21 protein-coding genes and 1 tRNA gene are annotated in these 19,836 nt (G+C 59.8%); 11 read left to right on the plus strand and 11 right to left on the minus strand.

Translation table 11 applies throughout. The features are described 5' to 3' along the window. Positions 1-6 precede the first annotated feature (6 nt). From HED64_RS19005 to HED64_RS19020, 4 genes are all read right to left on the minus strand, one after another. Positions 7-918, minus strand: a complete 912-nt coding sequence (locus HED64_RS19005; protein ID WP_168153517.1) for a PfkB family carbohydrate kinase — start codon at positions 916-918, stop codon at positions 7-9. Between the two features lie 77 nt (positions 919-995). Continuing rightward, on the minus strand, positions 996-1,796 hold the full coding sequence (locus HED64_RS19010; RefSeq protein WP_168153518.1) for an alpha/beta hydrolase family protein: 801 nt from the start codon (positions 1,794-1,796) through the stop codon (positions 996-998). Continuing rightward, positions 1,796-2,605, minus strand: coding sequence for an enoyl-CoA hydratase/isomerase family protein (locus HED64_RS19015; protein WP_168153519.1), 810 nt, complete (start codon positions 2,603-2,605; stop codon positions 1,796-1,798). The genes HED64_RS19010 and HED64_RS19015 overlap by 1 nt, the downstream gene beginning before the upstream one ends. Positions 2,606-2,692: 87 nt before the next feature. Further along, positions 2,693-3,445 carry a LysR substrate-binding domain-containing protein gene (locus HED64_RS19020; RefSeq protein WP_168153520.1) on the minus strand — a complete coding sequence of 251 codons (753 nt, stop codon included), beginning with the start codon at positions 3,443-3,445 and terminating at the stop codon, positions 2,693-2,695. Positions 3,446-3,474: 29 nt separating this feature from the next. On the opposite strand from HED64_RS19020, the gene HED64_RS19025 reads away from it, so the two are divergent. Beyond that, positions 3,475-3,861, plus strand: coding sequence for a DUF5997 family protein (locus tag HED64_RS19025; RefSeq protein ID WP_132360849.1), 387 nt, complete (start codon positions 3,475-3,477; stop codon positions 3,859-3,861). A gap of 22 nt (positions 3,862-3,883) precedes the next feature. Here HED64_RS19025 and HED64_RS19030 read toward each other — a convergent pair whose 3' ends face one another. Together HED64_RS19030 and HED64_RS19035 are read right to left on the minus strand one after the other, a co-directional pair. Beyond that, positions 3,884-4,315, minus strand: coding sequence for a universal stress protein (locus HED64_RS19030; protein WP_168153521.1), 432 nt, complete (start codon positions 4,313-4,315; stop codon positions 3,884-3,886). Between the two features lies 1 nt (position 4,316). Then, positions 4,317-5,075: a dienelactone hydrolase family protein gene (locus tag HED64_RS19035; protein ID WP_168153522.1), complete on the minus strand. Its 759-nt coding sequence runs from the start codon at positions 5,073-5,075 to the stop codon at positions 4,317-4,319. 270 nt (positions 5,076-5,345) lie between these two features. Between HED64_RS19035 and aqpZ the strand changes: the two genes are divergently transcribed. After that, a complete protein-coding gene (gene aqpZ, locus HED64_RS19040) occupies positions 5,346-6,164 on the plus strand; it encodes an aquaporin Z (protein ID WP_245326103.1) in 819 nt (272 codons plus the stop codon). Between the two features lie 150 nt (positions 6,165-6,314). On the opposite strand, the gene HED64_RS19045 is transcribed toward aqpZ, so the two are convergent. Continuing rightward, a tRNA-Leu gene (locus HED64_RS19045) sits at positions 6,315-6,398 on the minus strand. Positions 6,399-6,682: 284 nt separating this feature from the next. Between HED64_RS19045 and HED64_RS19050 the strand changes: the two genes are divergently transcribed. From HED64_RS19050 to pknB, 7 genes are read left to right on the plus strand one after another with little or no spacing between them, the layout of a single operon-like run. Then, positions 6,683-7,429: an FHA domain-containing protein gene (locus tag HED64_RS19050; RefSeq protein WP_168153523.1), complete on the plus strand. Its 747-nt coding sequence runs from the start codon at positions 6,683-6,685 to the stop codon at positions 7,427-7,429. Continuing rightward, positions 7,426-7,908, plus strand: coding sequence for an FHA domain-containing protein FhaB/FipA (locus HED64_RS19055; RefSeq protein ID WP_132360839.1), 483 nt, complete (start codon positions 7,426-7,428; stop codon positions 7,906-7,908). Before HED64_RS19050 ends, HED64_RS19055 begins: the two co-directional genes overlap by 4 nt. 11 nt (positions 7,909-7,919) lie before the next feature. Further along, complete coding sequence (locus HED64_RS19060; protein WP_245326104.1) at positions 7,920-9,332, plus strand: PP2C family protein-serine/threonine phosphatase; 1,413 nt, start codon at positions 7,920-7,922, stop codon at positions 9,330-9,332. Beyond that, positions 9,329-10,735 carry an FtsW/RodA/SpoVE family cell cycle protein gene (locus HED64_RS19065; RefSeq protein WP_218817633.1) on the plus strand — a complete coding sequence of 469 codons (1,407 nt, stop codon included), beginning with the start codon at positions 9,329-9,331 and terminating at the stop codon, positions 10,733-10,735. Before HED64_RS19060 ends, HED64_RS19065 begins: the two co-directional genes overlap by 4 nt. After that, positions 10,732-12,177: a peptidoglycan D,D-transpeptidase FtsI family protein gene (locus HED64_RS19070; RefSeq protein WP_168153525.1), complete on the plus strand. Its 1,446-nt coding sequence runs from the start codon at positions 10,732-10,734 to the stop codon at positions 12,175-12,177. Before HED64_RS19065 ends, HED64_RS19070 begins: the two co-directional genes overlap by 4 nt. Then, positions 12,174-13,931 carry a protein kinase domain-containing protein gene (locus HED64_RS19075; RefSeq protein WP_168153526.1) on the plus strand — a complete coding sequence of 586 codons (1,758 nt, stop codon included), beginning with the start codon at positions 12,174-12,176 and terminating at the stop codon, positions 13,929-13,931. Before HED64_RS19070 ends, HED64_RS19075 begins: the two co-directional genes overlap by 4 nt. A gap of 5 nt (positions 13,932-13,936) precedes the next feature. After that, a complete protein-coding gene (gene pknB / locus HED64_RS19080) occupies positions 13,937-15,934 on the plus strand; it encodes a Stk1 family PASTA domain-containing Ser/Thr kinase (protein ID WP_168153527.1) in 1,998 nt (665 codons plus the stop codon). Positions 15,935-16,019: 85 nt separating this feature from the next. On the opposite strand, the gene HED64_RS19085 is transcribed toward pknB, so the two are convergent. The 3 genes from HED64_RS19085 to HED64_RS19095 are packed head-to-tail and all read right to left on the minus strand — an operon-like array spanning position 16,020 to position 17,663. Then, entirely contained in the window at positions 16,020-16,670 is a 651-nt protein-coding gene (locus tag HED64_RS19085; RefSeq protein ID WP_168153537.1) for an anthranilate synthase component II, read from the minus strand. Next, on the minus strand, positions 16,667-16,834 hold the full coding sequence (locus HED64_RS19090) for a hypothetical protein (protein WP_168153528.1): 168 nt from the start codon (positions 16,832-16,834) through the stop codon (positions 16,667-16,669). Before HED64_RS19090 ends, HED64_RS19085 begins: the two co-directional genes overlap by 4 nt. A 10-nt stretch (positions 16,835-16,844) precedes the next feature. Further along, the gene (locus HED64_RS19095; protein ID WP_168153529.1) at positions 16,845-17,663 is read right to left on the minus strand and encodes a class E sortase; all 819 of its coding nucleotides are present in this window, start codon (positions 17,661-17,663) and stop codon (positions 16,845-16,847) included. Positions 17,664-17,845: 182 nt separating this feature from the next. On the opposite strand from HED64_RS19095, the gene HED64_RS19100 reads away from it, so the two are divergent. Together HED64_RS19100 and HED64_RS19105 are read left to right on the plus strand one after the other, a co-directional pair. Further along, on the plus strand, positions 17,846-18,097 hold the full coding sequence (locus HED64_RS19100) for a cell division protein CrgA (protein WP_342590779.1): 252 nt from the start codon (positions 17,846-17,848) through the stop codon (positions 18,095-18,097). A gap of 168 nt (positions 18,098-18,265) precedes the next feature. Then, the gene (locus tag HED64_RS19105) at positions 18,266-18,775 is read left to right on the plus strand and encodes a DUF3817 domain-containing protein (RefSeq protein ID WP_168153531.1); all 510 of its coding nucleotides are present in this window, start codon (positions 18,266-18,268) and stop codon (positions 18,773-18,775) included. Between the two features lie 98 nt (positions 18,776-18,873). On the opposite strand, the gene HED64_RS19110 is transcribed toward HED64_RS19105, so the two are convergent. Next, positions 18,874-19,794 (minus strand): ArgP/LysG family DNA-binding transcriptional regulator, encoded by a 921-nt coding sequence (locus HED64_RS19110; protein WP_168153532.1) that lies wholly within the window; start codon positions 19,792-19,794, stop codon positions 18,874-18,876. Positions 19,795-19,836 lie beyond the last annotated feature (42 nt).

Consider the following 19,836-nt stretch of genomic DNA (forward strand, 5'->3'; position numbering starts at 1 on the left):
AGGACTTCAGTGAATTTCGCTGCGCGTCGGTGGATTGGCCCCGGGGCGCGAGACGGTGATGGCTGCTGCCTTGGCAGCATAGTCAAGGATCTGGGTGAGCGTGTTTGGGTCCAGTGCGTGCAGCGTCTCGCGCTGTTCGCTGCCCAATAGCCCGCGGACCTCCATGGCAGAGATCATCGCGGCCATAAAGGAATCTCCCGCGCCCACGGTGTCGGCAACGTCAACCACCGGAGCGTTGGTGCGCGCGCTGCCGGCCCTGACCAGGCCCAGTGGACCGCCGGAGCCATAGGTGGCAACGACCATCGCCGGGCCCATCGCCAGCCAGGCAGTGGCCGTGTCGGCGGCACTGCGGTGCGGGTAGAGCCATTCCAGATCGGAATCCGAGGCGCGCACCACGTCGGATAATCTCACGAAGCTTTCGACATTCACGACGGCTGCTGCGTGATCGGTGATCAGTGAGGGCCGGATATTCGGATCATAAGAAATGGTGGCGTGTGGGCGGGCAGCCTCGATGAGCTTGCGCACCTTGTGAGCTCCGGGTTCCAGCAGCGTGGCAAGGGAGCCGGTGTGCACCAGTCGGGCATCTGCCAGCGCCGAGGTATCAGCGGGTAGCTCGGGCAAATCCCAGTGGATGTCAAAGGTGTAGGTGGCGGCACCCACCGGGTCCAGGATGCCCCTAGCCGTGGAAGTTGCCACCTCATCGGCACCGCCCACGTAGCGCACGTCGTGGGTGGCCAGGGCGTGCTCGATCTTGGCCCCGTAGTCATCACGGCCCCAGCGTCCGATCAGCGTCACCGGGTGGTCCAGCTTGGCCAGTCCAACGGCGACGTTTAACGGGCTACCGCCGACGAAGGAGCGCGGAGCGCTGATCCCTCCGGACAGTACATCGACTAGGGCCTCGCCTATGACCGTCAGCACATCGGGCTCCTCATGTTTCTTGGGGTTGTCGACTTCAATATACCGGTCGGTAGCCAAAGGACCCCCAGTTTGTGAGGCTAGTCGCGCAGTGGATTCGCCGTCCCAAGTCCCAGCAGGGCGGCAACACATTCTTCCCACGCCGCATCCCCCGGGGTGATGAGCCCATAATGATCCCCGTCGAATTCGCGATAATCCACCGTCGCCCCGGCCAACCGCGCGGCGGCGGCCACCGATCTGGCCACAGATACCGGCACATCGGCGTCATTGCGTCCATGCAACATCACCAACGGAACACTCGTGACGAGCCGCAGTGCCGGATCTGCAATGGCCCAGGCGCTCGGGTCCGACTCTGGGGTCGATCCCATAAACTCACCCGCGGCATCGGCACTCAGCTCCAGCCGGTGAGCCAGCGCCAAGTCCAGGACGCCGGCCTGTGAGATGACCCCATCAAGTCGTTCGGTCTGTGCGGTACTGGCTCCGGGGGCACCGGCGGGCAGCAGCGATCGGCCAGCGGCCCACAGCGCCAGATGGCCACCGGCCGAATGCCCGACGGCCACGCGCGGGCCCCGGGACAAACCCGCTGCACCAAGTGCCGGGGTTAATGCATCAATGCCTGCCGCCACGTCAAGGAAGGTTTGCGGGTATCCCCCGCCATTGCCGTTGCGGCGATATTCCAGGTTCCACGACACGATGCCGCGCTCGGCCAGATCCGCGGCCAGCGGGCGGCCCAACTCGGCGTCGTAGGCCGAGCGCCAGAACCCACCATGAATGATGATGGCAATGTGCTGATGCACCCGAGTCTCGGGCACCCACAATTCGGCATATTGGTTGACGTCCGTGCCATAGGCGAAGCGCCGCCGCAGCACCGAAGCGGACATTAGTTCCCCGGGAAGTCCGGAACGGACTTGGCCACGAAAGCCGCGCGTCCGATAACGGAGTCCTGAGTTTCGAAGGCCTTCACGAAGGAACGCGCCTCGGCCTCCAGCCCGTCCACCACGTTCAGCCCGGCGATCTCATTCAGGGCATCCTTGACGTTGGCCACTGCCGTTGGTGCCTTGGAAGCGATTTCGTTGATGGTTTCCTCCGCGGCGGCGAGCAGCGCCGCGTTGTCCTCGAGGACGCGGTTCACCAAGCCGATGCGCAGTGCCTCGGCCGACTTGATGCGTCGGCCGGTGAAGATGAGTTCGCGAGCCATGGAGATGCCCACGCGTTGCTGTAGGCGCACCGAACCGCCAAAGCCCGGGACCAGCCCGAGGTTGACCTCGGGCTGCCCAAAGCTGGCGGAGGCGGAGGCGTAAATGAAATCGCAGGCCAAGGCCAGCTCGCAGCCACCACCCAGGGCGAAGCCGTTAACCGCGGCAATCACCGGGATGGGTAGTGCTTCGAGCGCTAGGGTGACCGAGTGCATGCGTTTGCCGTAGGCCAGCGCGGCTGCCGGGTCCATGTCGTTCATTTCCACGATGTTGGCGCCCGCTACAAACGACTTTTCCCCAACGCCGGTGATGATGACCCCGCGCACCGGCCAGTGTGCGTCTACTCCGATGCGAGAAAGCACCTCGGTGAGCGCATGAAGGTCCTCAACCACCGCGGCGGCCAAGGCATTCATCGACTTCGGCTGGTTGATGCTCACCAGTAGCGCGGAGCCGCGCTGCTCGACTAGCAATGTCTCGTAGGTTCCGAACTCCATGTGCGCTCCTTGTGTGATTGGTCTCTCACCACCAGCGTCTCACGTTCGTGTTGAGCACAAAGGCATGGCGCGCGAGCCGCTCACACTTTAGCGTTTGCGGCCCTTGGCTCCTGGCTTCGCGCCGCGCCGGGTGCCGCCGCGGGCACCGGCTTTTTTCTTAGCTTCGGCTTTCTTCAGATTCTTGGCCGCTTCGGATTGGGAGATTTGACGCTTTTTGCGCGCCTCGACTGCCTGCTCCTGTTGGCGTTGAGCCACGGATGCCTGCCGGGAGGAATTTTCCCCTCGGCCGCGCACCACACCAATGAATTCCTCGAAAACGGGGTTGGTGGGGTCATCACCCTCCGGCGCCAACCAGGCGATGCCGATGCTGGTGGAGGGAACCTCGGAGAGTTCCTTGTGCACCACATCCTTGCGGCTATGCAGGCGAGCGACGCTGAGCGGCAGCACCAGTAGTGCGGCGCCCGAGGAGCACACCTCCATGGCCATGGCCGTACCGCCCACAGATTCGGGGTAGTCGGCTAGGTCCAGGAAGTTCTCAGACTCGATCGCGGAGTAGGGCAGCGGCTCATCATAGAGTTCGATGTCACTGTCCTTGGCCCCGCAAACGACCTGAGTCTCGTCGTATAGCGGGATCACATGGATCGTTGGGGTCTTGGGCGAGGTGCCTGTCGCAAAACGAACAAAGACGAGGTCTGAATCCCCTGCGCCAAGGCGCTGGAGGATCCCCTCGCCGTCGTAGCGCAGGGCCTGCAGCGGGTTTTGTGGATAGCGTTCGTTCCACCGGGTCAGCCATTTGCCGGGCGTGACGCCCGGTACATAGGCGATTTTTAGTCCTGTCACTACCCCAGCGTACCGGTACGCTTATGCACATGAGCGAGAAAACCCCACAGAACATGAAGCCGGCGACTGCCGCAAAGAAATTGAGCATCTATTTGCCCGCGTCCCCGGCAGAGTTCCAGGAGGGCCAGGTTTCTCGGGCAACGTTTGATGAACTGGTGGCAAATCCACCGCAGTGGCTGACGGATCTTCGCGCCAATGGCCCGCACCCGCGTCCGGTAGTGGCGCACAAGTTGAATGTTTCGATCGCGGGTTTGGCGCGTGCCGAAATCACCGAGGCATTAACCACCGAGCAGATCGATGCCTTGCTGGCTGACCGTCCTCAGTGGCTCCAGGAGGAGCGTGCCTCGCTGGCGGCCGTGCGTGCCGAAGAAAAGCGTGCACGTGACGCTGCGGCCGCCAAGGGCGACCGCAGCTAATCAGGCAAGGGCCGTGGAGTAGTTACTTCACGGTCTTGACGATGTAAACATCGCAGGATGCTGCGTGGGCCACCGAGGTAGCCACCGAGCCGAGCACGCGGCCCAGACCCTTCATGCCAACGTTGCCAACCACGATCAGCGTGGCCGACAGGCGCTCGGCCTCGGAGACCAGCACTTCCTGTGGCTTGCCGTGGGCGGCCGATGCGGTGATCTTGGCGCTCGGCTCTGCGATGCGCAGGCCAGCTGCACACTGCTCGGCAACCTTGCCGGCCTGCTCTGCGTCGTCCAGAATCCAGGTGTCGGTGCCAATCTTCACAACTTCGGTGTTATCCGAGGTGTGGGCCGTCACGACGACCAATTCTGCATTCATGTTGGCGGCGATACGTGCTGCACGTTCCGCTGCACGCTGTGCGGTTTCGCTGCCGTCAACGCCGACGATGATGGTTTCTGCCATGTTATGACGCTCCTTGTGCTGTGGCCACCGACGGTGACCGGGTTTGAGTGGGTAAAACTGTTGGGGTGACATTCTTCCGCAGGAATTCCACGGCTCGCGCCCAGGCTAGCGCTGCGGCCTCGGGTCGGTAGTTTCCCGACGGGTTTCCATCGTTGTGGAAGGCGTGTGGAGCATCATAGTAGAAAAACTCAACCTCGCGCCCAGATTCTTCTCGAATCTGGATCTCTTGCGCGTGCGCCTGCTCCACGGGATACGAGGTATCACCATTGGCATAATGCCCCTGGACGCATGCCCGCAGGCCCGCATAGCTTGAGGGAATGCCCTGACCGACTCCGTAGAAGGGCACTGCCGCAGAAATCTTTTCTCCCTGCTGTGCAGCCAACGCGAGGACAAAGCCTCCGCCCATGCAGAAACCGACGGTTCCCACGGTGGCACTGGTGACGGCGGGCAAACTTAACAGATAGTCCACGGCACCTGCCAGCAGCTTCGCGCCGACGGCCTCGGGCAGATTCGCCATCATTTCCGCAGCTTCGTCGCCGTCATGAGCCACCGAGCCGCCGAATAGGTCCGGCGCCAGGGCTACGAACCCCTCCCCCGCCAGACGGTCGGCTACGTCACGGATGTGGTCGGTGAGCCCCCACCACTCCTGAATGACAATAACGCCCGGTCCGTGGCCACCCTCCGGCAATGAAAGGTATCCATGGGCATCATTGCCTTCGGAGGGGAAGGAAACATTTTGGTGCGGTGTCTGGGACGCCATAGATCCTATTGCTCCTGCTCTGCATGCATGGTGGGGTGCCGAAGGAAAAGCTTGAACAACTTCCAGTCTATGCACGGGTAAGGGGCGACCGGCCATGAATCGCCGGTAGTTTCCTCACATCGATACCGCTCAACCACAAACCGGACGCATGAAATCACCATTAATTTCTCCTTTCGCATGATGAATTTCCGCGCTTACTAAAGACATCGAAGCCCGCGGGTAATACCTTGTAAGAGTCATCACCTTGCAGATTCAAGAATTGGAGCCAACATGTCCCATCCCATGTCATCGCGCTTGGCGGCCGAGTTTCTCGGCACCGGCGTACTCGTCTTCGGAGGCTGCGGCGCGGCCATATTCTCGGCCAAGGTCGTCGCATCCAACACGATCAACATGGGGATCGGATTCCTCGGTGTTGCGCTCGCCTTCGGTCTCACGGTCCTGGTCATGGTTTATGCCGTCGGACACGTTTCCGGCGGGCACTTCAACCCGGCGGTGACATTCGGGGCTGCGCTGGCGGGACGCATTGAATGGAAGGCCGTCCCCGCCTACATGATCACTCAGATCGTCGGCGCCTCGGTTGCTGGCTTGGCCCTCTTCGCCATCGCTAGCGGCAAGCACGGATTTGATCCGGTCACCTCGGGCTTCGCATCCAACGGTTACGCCGACCGATCCCCGGATGGCTACAGTATGCTCTCCGCGCTGCTCGCGGAAATTATTCTTACGGCCATCTTCCTGTACGTCATCCTTGGTTCCACCGATGATCGGGCGCCCAAGGGTTTTGCCGGAATTTCCATCGGGCTGACCTTAACCCTGATCCACCTGATTTCCATCCCCATCACCAACACCTCGGTTAACCCGGCTCGCTCACTGGGCGTTGCCTGGTTTGCCGGTCCGGCGGCCCTGGGTCAGGTCTGGCTGTTTATCCTCGCGCCCTTGGTTGGCGCGGCGATCGCGGGACTAACCTACCCGTTGCTGTTCGCTTCGCCGTTAATCGAATCCGCTTTGAAGTCCGCGGATGATCAGTCGACCACAACCTTGACGGAGGACGCCACCGCAACGGAGGCGAAGGCCCGAACCGACCGCGCCTAAGCTTCGGCAACAATCACGCCCACGCCGGCGATCCGTCTGGGGGTTCAGGAACGCACCCCCTTTTGTCCTATAGGCCCTGTCCCCAGACCGCGATCCTGCCGGCACAACAAAACACCCTCCGGTCTTAGACCGGAGGGTGTTTTTCATATGTGCGCGAAGGGGGACTTGAACCCCCACGCTCTTGCGAGCACTGGCACCTGAAGCCAGCGCGTCTACCAATTCCGCCATTCGCGCATATTTACTGCTATTTTCGTCAATGACTTCAACAGCGATAACAATCATATACATGATTTGCCCCGAACCACTAATCGGCCCGGTGTTTGTGATCAGGGTCATGATGGGGCAACCTTTTGAGCCCCCCACTCGTTGCAGATCTCGGGGCCTCTTTCACCACATTTCGCCCCAAGGGATTTTCAAGCCAAGTAGTATCGAACATGGCGCATTGGCATCCATGCCGTGCGACGCAAGACCAGCGACCGTGTGCGAACACGTGTCAGTACCAGGAAGGGAGCGAAGCGATGGGCATCATTGACAATGTCGAGCGCGGACTTGAAAAGCTTGTCACCAGCGTCTTCCGTGGCTCCGGCAACTCCGAAGTCAAGCCCGTTGAAATCGCCTCGCGCCTGCGTAATCAGATGGACTCGAAGTCCATGACCATTTCGCAGTCCCGCACTCTGGCGCCCAACAACTTCGTTATCCGTCTGTCGGACGATGATTTTGCTCGTGCCCGTGAATGGGGCTCACCGCTTGCTCAGGAGCTGTGCTCCACCGCCCTGAATCATGCCAAAAGCCAGGGTTACACCCTGCAGGGCGCGGTTGAAGTCAGTTTCCGCAAGGACAGTTCTCTGCGTTCGGGCGATTTTGAGATTGACTCAACGATCTCCGATGCCCCGCCCGCTTCGGTTCGCCCGTCGCCCGCGGCTCCGTCAGCACCTCCCACTCCGCCTCGCGAGGCACCCAAGCGCCAGCCGGTGCTGGATATCGCCGGGCAGCGCTATGCGTTGAACCATGCAAGCATCGTCTTGGGTCGATCGGCAGAAGCCGACATTCCCATTGATGATCCGGGAGTTTCCCGTCGCCACTTGAAGATCGAACAGCGCGGCACAACTACTTGGGCCGTGGATATGGGCTCTACCAACGGTAGCTTCGTTAATGGTCGAAAAATTGTCGGTGAGACCCAGTTGGACGACGGTTCCACCATCAGCATGGGGCAGTCGCGAATCACTTTCCGACTCCTCCCCCCAACCCAAGGAGACCGTGCGTGAACGACTTAGTGTTCACCGTGCTGCGGCTCGGATTCCTCATTCTTCTCTGGCTCTTGGTTTTGAGCATCATCGGAGCACTGCGTCGTGACCTTGCCATTGGCGGCAAGGCACGCGTTGGTGCCCCTACGGCCAGAGAAATCCGTAAGAACCCTTCACTTGCACCACCTCCGGAGGTTCCTGCCAAGCAGCAGGCCAAGACTCTGGTGATCACCGAGGGGCCGCTCACGGGTCTTGAGCACCCGCTCACGGCAAGCCCGGTATTACTCGGACGCGCCCAAGAAGCCACGATTGTGCTCGAAGATGATTATTCCTCGGGTCGCCACGCGCGGCTGTTCCCTCAGGGCACCCGCTGGTTCATTGAAGATCTCGGCTCCACCAACGGCACTTTCCTCGGTGATGCCCAGCTCACCCGAGCCCAGCCCGTTGAACTTGGTCAGAAAATCCGCATCGGCAAAACCGTCATGGAGCTGAGGCCCTAGATATGGCCTTGATGCTGAAATTTGCGGCGCGCAGCGATGTTGGCAAGGTGCGTTCCAAAAACGACGACTCCGGCTATGTGGGCCGCTATCTGGCTGTCGTGGCCGATGGTATGGGTGGCCACGTCGGTGGCGATGTCGCCAGCGCCTCCACGGTGCTGGACTTGGTTCACCTCGATCTGCCCGAAACTCCCGATCCCGAAACTGTGCTGCCCGATGAAATCCAGGCAGCAAATCTGGTTTTGAACGAATTGGTGAACGCTAACCCGAAACTCTCGGGCATGGGAACCACCGTGACTGCCATGCTGCTCACCGGTGACGTCCTGCAATTTGCACACATCGGAGATTCACGCGCATATCGTCTGAAAAACGACGTTTTTGAGCAGATCAGCCACGACCACACCTTTGTCCAACGGCTTGTTGACGAGGGCCGTTTGCGGCCCGAGGAAGCCGAAATACATCCGCACAAGAACGTCTTGCTCCGCGTGCTCGGTGATTCGGATGCCAGCCCCGAATTGGACGTCGCGAAGTACCCCGTCCAGGTCGGTGAGCGGTGGATGTTGTGCTCCGACGGCTTGAATGCCGTTGTTCCCGACTCCATAACCGAACGCATCATGCGCGGCACCGCATCCCTCGAGGAAACCGTTGAGGACCTCGTGGAAACCACGCTGGCCCACGGCTCCCCCGACAACGTGACCATCGTGGTCTTTGAAATCGTCGAGGACAGCCCCGAAAACGTCCTAGAACCAGAGCTCCAAGCCGATGGATTTGCGGAGCCAGCTCCCGATACCGGACAGCTGACCATCGCCGTCGGCGGAGACCTCGAGGCCAGCGCAGCGCTGATCCGCCACGAAATGTCCAAGCGCCCCCATTTGTTGGTGGGTTCTGCCGAGCTGGCGACCAAAACCGGCAATCTGCCGATCGTCACCCAGCGTTCGGGCGAAAAGCGTGCTGCGGCCATCCTGACCCACAAGACCCCTGATGAGCAGTCGGCAGCGGGTAACAACGCGGCCGCAACGGACTCGTTCCGACAGCGGCGTTGGCTGGTGCCGACCTTCCTGGCTCTGATGACGCTGATTTTGGCAGTGGTGTGTGGCTGGGGCTACTTGTGGACCCAAACCCAATACTTCGTTGGCAACCAAGACGGTCATGTCGCGATCTTCCGCGGTGTGGCTCAAGATCTTGGCCCCATCAAGCTTTCGCACGTGGATTCGGTGACGGATATCCCGCTGGATGCTCTGCCGGTGTACACCCAGCAGCGCATTAAGACGGCTATCCCCGCACCGGATCTGGCCCACGCACAAACCATGGTCAACGAGTTGCTGGTCACTGCAAAGCAACGTTGCCCGGTCATCGTTCCGGAGAATCCGCAAGCGGCGGGCAACGTGCCGGTACTGCCCCCTTACTGCCAGGAGATCACCCCGTGAGCGAGTTGGAAACCACGCCCGTCTCCAGGCGAAATATGGAACTGCTGCTGTTGCTCCTCGCCCTGGCCGTCGCCATGGCTGCCTACTATCTGGTGGGCATCAACAGCGATGGTGGCATGAGTCAGGAGTTCATCAGCCAAGGTCTCATTCTGGCCGCTCTGTCCCTTGTTTTCCATGTAATTCTGCGGATCTGGGCCAAGTATGCCGATCCGGTAATACTTCCGGTGACTGTTGCCCTTAACGGCATTGGTCTAGCCATGATCCACCGAATCGACCTAGCACGCACCACCGACGCCGCTTTCCGCCAGATTCTATGGACGGGCGTCGCGATGGTGATTGCCATGATCGTTTTGTGGGCCATCCGCGATCATCGCGTACTGCGTCGCTTCACTTATATCGCCTTGGCCGCATCGGTCTTGTTGCTGCTGCTTCCACTGATCCCAGGCTTAGGCGTCATCATCAACGGTGCACGGATCTGGGTCCGCGTTGGTTCGGTCCTGTCCTTCCAGCCCGGTGAATTGGCGAAAATCACCCTGGCAATATTCTTTGCCGGCTATCTTTCTTCAAACCGCGAGCTGATCCTGCTTGCCGGCCGAAAGTTTGGCCCTCTGCAGCTGCCTCGAGCCCGAGATCTCGGCCCCATGGTTGTCGCTTGGCTGGTCAGCATCGGTGTTTTGGTGATCCAACGCGACCTTGGTTCGTCGATCCTGTTCTTCGGCCTCTTCATGGTGATGATTTACGTTGCCACAGCGCGCGTGAGCTGGATCGTCATCGGCGTGCTCATGCTGGCAGGCGGCGGAACCTTCGCCTACCTGACCATGAGTCACGTGACCCGACGCATCAACGGCTGGTTGAACGCCTTTGATCCCGAGATTTTCCACGCCCAAGGTGGCAGCAGTCAGATCGTTGAGGGGCTTTTCGGGCTCGCTAACGGCGGATTGTTGGGTACCGGACTGGGTAACGGCAGTCCCTATATGGTGCCGCTGGCCAACAGTGACATGATCGTCGCATCTCTGGGCGAGGAGCTGGGACTTATTGGCCTCAGTGCCATTGTCCTGTGTTATCTCATCTTGGTCAGCCGCGGTATGCGTGCAGCCTTGGGATCCCGGGACACCTTCGGCAAGCTCTTGGCCACCGGATTGTCTTTCACCGTCGGCCTGCAGTGCTTTGTGGTGATTGGCGGTGTCACCCGGTTGATCCCGTTGACCGGCCTCACCACACCCTTCATGGCTGCCGGCGGTTCATCGTTGCTATCGAACTGGATCATTGTTGCCTTGCTGCTCTTGATTTCTCATAATTCCCGCAGACCGATCCTTTCCGGTGTCTCGGCCACCGCCGAGGTCGCCACCAGGGCGCCGCGCAGCGGCGGCTTATTTGGCAAGCGAAAGGAGTCACAGCGATGAATCAAGCCATTCGTAATACCTGGATCGCGGTGATGCTGCTGTTCGTGTTGAGCCTCGGGTCGCTGAGCTACGTTCAGTTCTTCGCTGCCAAAGATCTCAGTGAAAATGCCCTGAACAACCGCCAGCTGTTTAAAGAATTTGATCTGCCTCGTGGGGCCATCCTGGTTGACGGCAAGCCCATCGCCGAGTCTGTCCCCTCCGATGGCCAGTTCGACTACCAGCGCGTTTACACGGATCCGGAACTCTACTCACACCTGACCGGCTTCTACTCGTTGAGCAACTCGTCAACGCAGCTCGAATCCAAGATGAACGATGTTTTGACCGGCAACAGCCAGGATCTGTTCTTCGACCGGATGATCAACCTCTTTACCGGCAAGGCCAACGAGGGTGCTTCCGTTGAATTGACCATCGATGGGGAACTGCAGAAGTACGTTTATGGTCTGATTCCCGACGGCACCCGTGGAACGATCATCGTTTCCGAGCCGAAGACCGGCAATATCTTGGCCATGGCGTCAAAGCCCAGCTATGACACCAACCTGTTGGCCGTCCACAGCTCGTCCAAGGCTGCTGACAATATGTCCAAGCTGCTCAAGGTTGATGGTTTGAGCCCCTACCGGAATCCTGCGATCGGCAACCTCACGGCGCCGGGCTCAACATTCAAGATTTTTGACATGGTTGCTGCCCTTGAATCTGGCAAGTACACGGCGGACACCATGCTTGACAACCCGGCAAAGGTAACGCTCCCAGGCACCAATACGCAGCTAGGGAACTTCTACGGCGGCAATTGCGCCGCTCAAACTAAGGCAACCTTGGCGTTCATCGTGGCGCAGAGTTGCAACACCCCGTTTGTGAATATGAGCCAAGACCTTGGGGCCGAAACCTACCAAGACGTCACCGAGCGCTTCGGCTTCGGACAGCAGGTCGAGATTCCGATGAGCGTTGTCCCCAGCGTTTTCCCGAGCGAACTGAACGCAGCACAGCTCGGACAGTCAGTCATCGGCCAGTTCGACGTAAAAACCACCGCCATGCAAATGAACATGGCTGCCATGGGTATCGCCAATGACGGGGTCATTATGGAACCGAACTTGATCAAGCAGGTGATCGCCCCCGATCTTCGGGTGCTTTCGGAAAGCAAACCCAAGGCCTTCAGCACGGCCACCACGAAGGACATCGCGGACAAGGTCACCGATCTGATGCGTGGCCCGGTTAAGAGCGGTACCGCGGTGCGAGCACAGGTTCCTGGGCTGGATATCGCTGCTAAGACCGGTACTTCACAAATTGGCAACTCCGATCTGGTGAACTCCTGGATCACTGGTTTCGCTCCGGCGGATGACCCGCAAGTAGCCGTGACGATAGTTTTTGAAAAGATTGATTTCAAGACTGGTTCCTCGTTGACCAGTCCCAATATGAAGAAAATTCTAGAGGCGGTGTTCAACCAGTGAGGCCAATTTCGGGAATCACCTTGGGCGGTCGGTACAAGTTGACCGAACGTATTGCTATTGGGGGCATGGGCGAGGTGTGGAAGGCCAGGGACCAGGTCCTTGGTCGCTTGGTCGCGATCAAGATCCTGAAGGAGGAATACACCGGCGACCCCGGATTCCTCCAGCGCTTCCGCGTTGAGGCCAGGCACACCGCGCTGTTGAACCACAACGGGATTGCCAGCGTCTTTGATTACGGTGAAGAAGAGAGCTCGGCGTACCTGGTCATGGAACTGGTACCCGGCCCGCCGCTTTCTACCGTCATCGAACGTGAACGCGTGCTTTCTCCGGACCGCACCCTCTCGATCATCTCGCAGACCGCCAAGGCTCTTGCCGCCGCCCACGTTCAGGGGCTGGTACACCGCGACGTGAAGCCGGGCAACTTGTTGATGTTGCCCGACGGACGGGTAAAGATCACCGACTTCGGTATTGCCCGCATCGTCGACCAGGTGCCGCTGACGGCAACCGGTCAGGTCATGGGCACCGCCCAGTATTTGGCGCCCGAGCAGGCTACTGGCCAGCAGGCCACCGGTTCCTCCGACATCTATGCCCTCGGCGTGATCGGCTACGAGCTGCTCGCCGGGCGTCGTCCGTTCACCGGCGAATCACAGATCGCTATTGCTCTGGCCCAGGTCAATGACACCCCACCACCGCTGCCGGAAAACATTCCGCTGCCGGTGCGCTCCTTGGTGATGTCGATGTTGGCCAAAGATCCCGCGGATCGGCCGGCCAACGCCGATGCCTTGGCCGTGGCAGCCGATGCCATTCGTGCGGGTAATCCCGAGACGGCTACGCTTGCTGTCCCCGGAATGCTCCTCTTCTCCGGCTCGGATGCCTCCACCCAGGCCATGAGCCAGACCCCCATGACGCTGGGTAATCAAACCGTTGCCCTTCCGCCGGTCGATTCGTCCGCGCCGGCTCCCACCACCAACGCCCTGCCTCAGGTGCCGGTTTCAGGAGCCCAGAGCGGCGCGGAGAGCGGCAACATCGATTCCGTCATGGGTGCCTCCCAGCATTGGGAAGACGAACCAGCCGGTGACTACGAACCGGCATACGCCGAGGAACCAGCACCGGCGCGTAAGCGCCGCAGTCCCTGGACCACGCCCTTGATCGCGCTGATCATCTTGGTTGTCCTAGCGATCCTTGGTGCTTGGCTGCTGCCCATCCTCACCAGCTCTAATACCCCTCAAACTTCCCAAAGCCCGGGAGTTACCTCCTCCAGCCCCGAGTCATCGGCGCCAACCACGGAGGCTTCCTCGGAGACCCCTTCGGAGACACCTACGCCGACACCAACACCCACTCCAACGAGGTCCAGTCCCACTTCCAGCGCCCCGGTTTCGACCACGGTGTCGGTTCCCAACCTCTTCGGCATGGATGGGGAACAGGCTGCGGCGGCGTTGGAGGAGCTGGGCCTGAAACCTAACGAGGGCGAGGCACAGGAAAGCGACCTGGCTCGCGGTACCGTCATTGGCCAGAGCCCGCGCGTCGGTGTCAAGGTCGAAGAGGGCACCACGATCACCTACATCCTGTCGCTGGGCCCCCCAGAGCCAACATCGACGCCAACGCCCACGCCAACAACTCCGTCTCCGTCCGAAACCCCGGCGGAAACCTCCTCGACTCCGAGCACCGAGAGCACGGCCACTACTGCGACCACGCCTCCACCATCGCCGAGCTCCGGTGCCGCCAAGTCCACCGGCCCGACGTCGGCAAATAACTAGGTGGCATGGGTGGTTTCACAGTGAGTGAGGAACGGATACTGAACGGGCGCTACACGGTGGGGGAACTCATCGGACGTGGCGGGATGGCCGACGTGCACCTGGGCGTCGACCAGGTGCTGGGGCGCAAGGTTGCCATCAAATTACTGCGTGCCGAGATGGCACGTGACCCCATGGTCCAGGCGCGCTTCCGGCGTGAGGCCAAGGCCGTTGCGGGACTAAATCACCCCAACATCGTTTCGGTCTTTGACACCGGCGAGGAAGCCCACGAATTTTCCGGATCCACGGTTAACTTGCCCTTCATTGTGATGGAATACGTTCGCGGCCGAACCCTGCGCGACATCATCAAGGCCGGGGAAATGACCAGGGATCTGGCCGTCGAGTACGTCCTTGGGGTGCTCGAGGCACTTGCCCACTCACATTCCATGGGTATTGTTCACCGCGATATCAAGCCCGCGAACATCATGGTCACCGAGCGCGGTGCTCTCAAGGTCATGGACTTCGGCATCGCCCGGGCCCTGGCCGACTCCTCCAGCACCATGACCCAAACCCAGACCGTGGTGGGCACCGCCCAATACCTCTCACCCGAACAGGCCCGTGGGGAGAGCGTTGATGCTCGCACCGACCTGTACTCCACCGGTTGCCTGCTTTATGAACTGTTCACCGGTCGCCCGCCGTTCACCGGCGATTCGCCCGTCTCTGTTGCCTACCAGCATGTCGGGGAGAAGGCACCGGAACCCAGTGCGCTAGTTCCAGAGCTGGACCCTATCTTTGACGCGGTGGTCCTCAAGGCCTTAGCCAAGGACCGTGAGGACCGCTACGATGACGCGCAGGCGTTTGGTGTCGCCCTCATTAACGCCTGCCAGGGCATCGCCCTGTCACCCGAGGAGCTCACGGCTTCGCTACCGCATGCCGCTGACCAATCAACGGCTGCTCAGGATCTTGCCACCATGGCTACTCCGGCGCTGGTTTCCTTGGCTTCATCCACTGGATCGAATTCTGGGGATGCTGAGCACACCGGAAATCTTGAGCCCGTCGGCGAGCAGCACCAGCAGTGGGCTCAACCGCCGATGTGGGAACAAAGCCTGAAACGTGAACTCGATGAGCGTCGGGCAAAGTCCAAACGCTCCTGGACCATCGCTATTTCCTTCATCTTGGTTTTCGCGATGTTGGTCTCTGGATTATTCTTCTATAACTGGATGCGTGCGGAAGCCGAAAGAAATGCTCCCGTTGCCGTACCAACACTCACCGAAATGACTCAGGCCAAGGCCGAATCAACCCTAGAAACACTGCAACTGGTGCCCAAGGTTGAAGACGTCTTCGACGAGGATGTCGCCAGTGGGCTGGTGGTGGCAAGCGATCCAATGACCGCCGTAGAAGTCCGTAAGGGCAGCACAGTGCGGTTGATGGTTTCAAAGGGTCCAGAGGCTCTCAAGCTCCCCCAGTCGCTGGCTGGTCAGTCCGAGGCCGGAGCCCGCCAAATCCTCGCGGATATGGGGTTTTCCATCGGCTCGGTATCTCGGGTGAATGACCCCGACATTCCCACCGACTGGTTGGTGGGAACCACCCCGGAGATCGGCAAGCAGGTCAAGGTCGGAACCACGATTGACTTGATCCTCTCGACGGGAGAGGTGACAGTACCTCAGCTGATCAATCTCACGATGGATGAAGCAAAGAGCAAGCTTGATGACCCCGAGATCAAGTTGCAGATCACCAAGGTAGAGGAAGAAGACAGCGCCGCTAAACCCGGCACCATCATCAACCAGAGTCCGGAAAGTGGGACCACCACTGACCAGGGCGGAACCGTCACCGTCACAGTGGCGGTGAAGCCGGCCGAGCCGACGCCCACTCCTACGCCAACACCCAGTGAGACGCCAGCGGAGACACCTGCGGAGACACCCACTACTCCGCCGGCATCCAGCAATACTTCTTCACCGCCGGAGCCGAGCTCGAAGGCTAAACCAAGCAAACCTGCGAAGGCCTCGAAGGATCCGAAGGCCGACTAATATCCCAAGCATGCCGGGACAGCGCCACGAAAAGAGGGCAGGGAGACGATTTTTCGTCTCCCTGCCCTCTTTTCGTGGCGCTTGCTTAGGCCCCGATGCCGCGGATCAGTGGGCTAAGGGTGGATGCCTGCTGTGCAGCACCGATCAATCCCATCGATTCCAACCAGTTACCGAGCATTTGGTAACCACCTTCGGTGAGAACCGATTCGGGGTGGAACTGCACACCCCACAACGGGGCCTCACGGTGAGCGAGCCCCATGATGACACCATTTTCCGTTGCGGCGGTGATTTCCAACGTCGCGGGGATGGAAGACCGTACAGCGGCCAACGAATGGTATCGCGTTGCGGTAAACGGGCTAGGAATATTTGCAAAGATCGGGTGCTCGGTGTGGAAGACCGGTGAGGTCTTGCCGTGCATGAGTTCCTCAGCGTGAGTAACTACTCCGCCATAGGCCTCGGCAAGGGCCTGATGCCCCAGACAGACACCCAGCATGGGCTTGTTATGAGACCCGCACCATTTGACCATCTCGATGCTGACCCCGGCCTCCGCCGGTGTGCCGGGTCCGGGGGAAACCAGGACCCCGTCACGAGCTTCAGCCAATTCGATGACCTCAGAGAGTGCCAGATCGTCGTTGCGGATGACAGTGGTTTCGGCACCCAGCTCCTGTAGATATCCCACCAGGGTATAGACAAAGCTGTCGTAGTTATCGATCACCAGGATCTTGGGGGCGTTCACAGCAGCATCATGCCAATCGTTGATTCGGTCCAGGGACTGTACTGGCTCAGCCACGGGAAGACATAGTTCATAAGCAATAATATGACGGCTGCGATCAGCACCAGTGCCAGGACAATGCGGACCCACAGCGGGCCGGGAAGATGCGAGAAGATCCATGAATACATATGAGGTGTCCTAGTTACCCATCGTCTTTTGCACCAAGTCGGCAATTTCAGCCGGGGCGCCGGCATCGGCAGGCCGCCACGATTCGAGCTCCGAGTACGCGATGATGCGCATACGGGTAGTAAATGGCGGGTGACAGCTAGTCATGGTGAGGATGGACGTTGTTGGCTTGACTCCCGGCCGATGCGGTACCGGGAAGAGCACATCACCGGCGGAGGGACTAACAATTTCCGTACTACGCCATTCGTAGGTGTAGAAGCCCTTGCGTGTCTGCAGGTAGATCTTGTCACCGTCTTGGAATTTGTCGATGTCCCAAAAGACCTGTCCATGGGTTTGCCGGTGCGCCGCAACGGCAAAGTTTCCGAGTTCTCCGGGTGACTGGGTGTCCGGGTAATGCCCGATGCCCACGGTGTTCAGCACATCCATGCCCACGCCGTTGGTCACGGGGTGGGCAAAGTTGGATCCGAAACGTGGGATATAGAAAATACCGAAGGTTTCCCCGCCCGGAATCGCGGTGATGGGGGCAGGTCCGAAGTCCTTGCTCTGTTCCTCACCCTGCTCATCACCCTCGTTTGAGTTCTCGTTAGGGTTCTGATTTGGGTTCTTCTCCGGCGCATCGCTGGAGTTCGGCGCTGCCACCTTGAGGTCCTTCAAGAACTCGGACGTCACCTGCGTTTGCGCGCGGTCGGCGTCGAGGTTTGTCCACCATAGTTCCCACCCAACAAAGAGGATCAGCAGGATCCCCAAGGTGATGAGAATTTCACCGAATCCGCCCATGAGTCGCTGCCTGACCGTCGCTTTGGGCCGCGACGGCGTTGCGAATCGTGTCATACGAACTTCCCTCGCAGCTCTCCGATGCACCGTGTACCCCGGCGGCTTTCAGTCAGAGCGGATAGTATTGGAACTAAGTGTGGCGTGAGGAACTAGTTCCTTGCGACACAGTGACAAGCCTACCGGTCGAGCACGTGCACGTTGGTTCGTGTCGATGCCTGATGAACATCCAAGGAGCAGCAGTGCCTGAATCCAAGACTCGTCGCAAGAACAACAAGCCGCGAGGCGGCAGCGATGCTCAGACCTACGATAAGCCATTGCCCAAGTGGTACAAGCCTGTCATGTTTGGGCTGATGATCCTTGGCTTGATTTGGATCATGGTCTACTACATCTCCCAGACGGTACTGCCGATCCCGATGATCGGCGGCTGGAATATCGTCATTGGCTTCGGTTTGGCCATGGTCGGGTTCTTCATGACCACCGGCTGGCGCTAAATAGCATTCTTCGATCCGCGGATGCGGGCGTCATCTTGTTCGTCGTCCGCGTGAGGTTTCCCTTCAGAGGGGTGCCGCCCGCCCGCTTTGCTGCACCCAGCCTCGCCATTTGTGCCTCACAGATGCGCATCGTGCTGACACCAACTTTATGAAAGGCATGCCAGCACTATGGTTAGCCCCACCCCAGAGACAAGTTCCGCTTCGGTGCTCAACCGCTCCAAGCTCTCCCCCAAGCGCCTGTACGGTTTTTTGGCAGCAGCGGAAATGGTTACATGGGCCTTGCTGATCATTTCCATGGTCCTCAAGTACGCAGCGGATTTACCCGCATTTGTCAGGGTCTTCGGCATGGTCCACGGCGTGGTTTTCATCTCCTATATCTTGGTGACTATCTTCGTCTGGGCCAACGAACGCTGGAGCTTTGTGCAAGGACTCCTCGGCATGGGCTCGGCCGTCATTCCCTTCGCAACGTTGCCCTTCGAGCGGTCCATCCTGCGTCGTGGAATGCTCAGCGACTCATGGCGCCTGGCACCGGGCGGCGATGATCCGCACGGCATCGTGGAGAAACTTCAGGCCACCGCCCTGCGCAAGCCACTACTTGCTGCACTTGTAGGGATTGTTTTGGTTGCGGTTGTCACCTCCGTCTTGTTAGTTGTGGGTCCGCCCGGCGGCAGCAAATAACCTGCTGAATCTCGGGGAGAAGCCATACGGAGCCTTCTCCCCCGTGGGCACGGATGTCCCCTGCGCCGTTCCTGGATGACCGAGGTTCCGTGCAGAGGTCAAGGTGTGGTGTTCTCCATCCGCTGCAATCCCGCCTCTCGAGCCGCATCAACCACCAGTGTGGTGAGTAGCTCCAAGGTTTGAGACGGGACTTTCCACCGCTGCCAATAGAGGTGCACGTCGCTGGTCCACGCGGAGTCTAAGTTCTGCAAACTGCCATCCAGCGGAACCTGGACATCGGGAATCATTCCCCAGCCCAGAGATGCCGCCACTGAGGCGACGTAAACGCGCGAGTCTGGTACAAAATGTTCCACCGGATCGACATCGAGATCGGGGCCGATGACGGCTTCGCGTAAATCCCGTTGCAGTCCGTCTGTCCGGTCGAAGCTCACCATCGGTGCCGCCGCCAGTTCTGCCCGCGGTTCAATACCCGGTAGCCATCGCTGCCTAAACGAGGCCGTGGCCATGGCCCGATAGTGCATGGTACCCAGATACAACGAGGAGCACCCCTGTACGGGCGTGGCTTTGGTGGTCACGGCGCCCATGACCCTGCCCGAGCGAAGCAGCTCAGTGGAGTGTGCCTCATCGTTTCGCAGGATCTCGCAGTTCATTAGATCTTGATGGGCCAATTCCATAAATACCGGGGCAAACCAGCTGGCCAGCGAATCTGCGTTGACGGCGATACTCACCTGTGTGCGCTTTGATTCCCTATTAGGACCAAGTTTCATCCCCAAAGCCCGCTGAGCCTCGATCGAGAGCAGCTGCATCTCTCGGGCCAATCGGAGCAGTACATCGCCGCTGCCCGTCGTGCGGATCGGACGAGAACGAATGAAGAGGATGCTCCCGGCCTGCTTTTCTAGGGCCTTGAGTCGCTGGCTGACGGCAGAGGCCGTGATGTTCAGTTCCCGAGCTGCACTCTCCAGAGTGCCCGCCTCGATTACCGTTTTGAAGGTTTGAAGGTGCTCCGTGGGGAAGTCCATAGTTAGAAATTCTAAGGGATACTAAGAATCTTTAGCTAGACA

The organism is Paeniglutamicibacter terrestris (assembly GCF_012271785.1).
Classification (GTDB): Bacteria; Actinomycetota; Actinomycetes; order Actinomycetales; family Micrococcaceae; genus Paeniglutamicibacter; species Paeniglutamicibacter terrestris.

Bases quoted from the DNA above. Each gene is read 5' to 3' on its own strand.
- HED64_RS19015 (WP_168153519.1), bottom strand. From the start codon at position 2,605: ATGGAGTTCGGAACCTACGAGACATTGCTAGTCGAGCAGCGCGGCTCC.
- HED64_RS19025 (WP_132360849.1), top strand. From the start codon at position 3,475: ATGAGCGAGAAAACCCCACAGAACATGAAGCCGGCGACTGCCGCAAAG.
- HED64_RS19030 (WP_168153521.1), bottom strand. From the start codon at position 4,315: ATGGCAGAAACCATCATCGTCGGCGTTGACGGCAGCGAAACCGCACAG.
- HED64_RS19060 (WP_245326104.1), top strand. From the start codon at position 7,920: ATGCTGAAATTTGCGGCGCGCAGCGATGTTGGCAAGGTGCGTTCCAAA.
- pknB (WP_168153527.1), top strand. From the start codon at position 13,937: ATGGGTGGTTTCACAGTGAGTGAGGAACGGATACTGAACGGGCGCTAC.
- HED64_RS19050 (WP_168153523.1), top strand. From the start codon at position 6,683: ATGGGCATCATTGACAATGTCGAGCGCGGACTTGAAAAGCTTGTCACC.
- HED64_RS19070 (WP_168153525.1), top strand. From the start codon at position 10,732: ATGAATCAAGCCATTCGTAATACCTGGATCGCGGTGATGCTGCTGTTC.
- HED64_RS19105 (WP_168153531.1), top strand. From the start codon at position 18,266: ATGGTTAGCCCCACCCCAGAGACAAGTTCCGCTTCGGTGCTCAACCGC.
- HED64_RS19090 (WP_168153528.1), bottom strand. From the start codon at position 16,834: ATGTATTCATGGATCTTCTCGCATCTTCCCGGCCCGCTGTGGGTCCGC.
- aqpZ (WP_245326103.1), top strand. From the start codon at position 5,346: ATGTCCCATCCCATGTCATCGCGCTTGGCGGCCGAGTTTCTCGGCACC.
- HED64_RS19035 (WP_168153522.1), bottom strand. From the start codon at position 5,075: ATGGCGTCCCAGACACCGCACCAAAATGTTTCCTTCCCCTCCGAAGGC.
- HED64_RS19110 (WP_168153532.1), bottom strand. From the start codon at position 19,794: ATGGACTTCCCCACGGAGCACCTTCAAACCTTCAAAACGGTAATCGAG.
- HED64_RS19095 (WP_168153529.1), bottom strand. From the start codon at position 17,663: ATGACACGATTCGCAACGCCGTCGCGGCCCAAAGCGACGGTCAGGCAG.
- HED64_RS19010 (WP_168153518.1), bottom strand. From the start codon at position 1,796: ATGTCCGCTTCGGTGCTGCGGCGGCGCTTCGCCTATGGCACGGACGTC.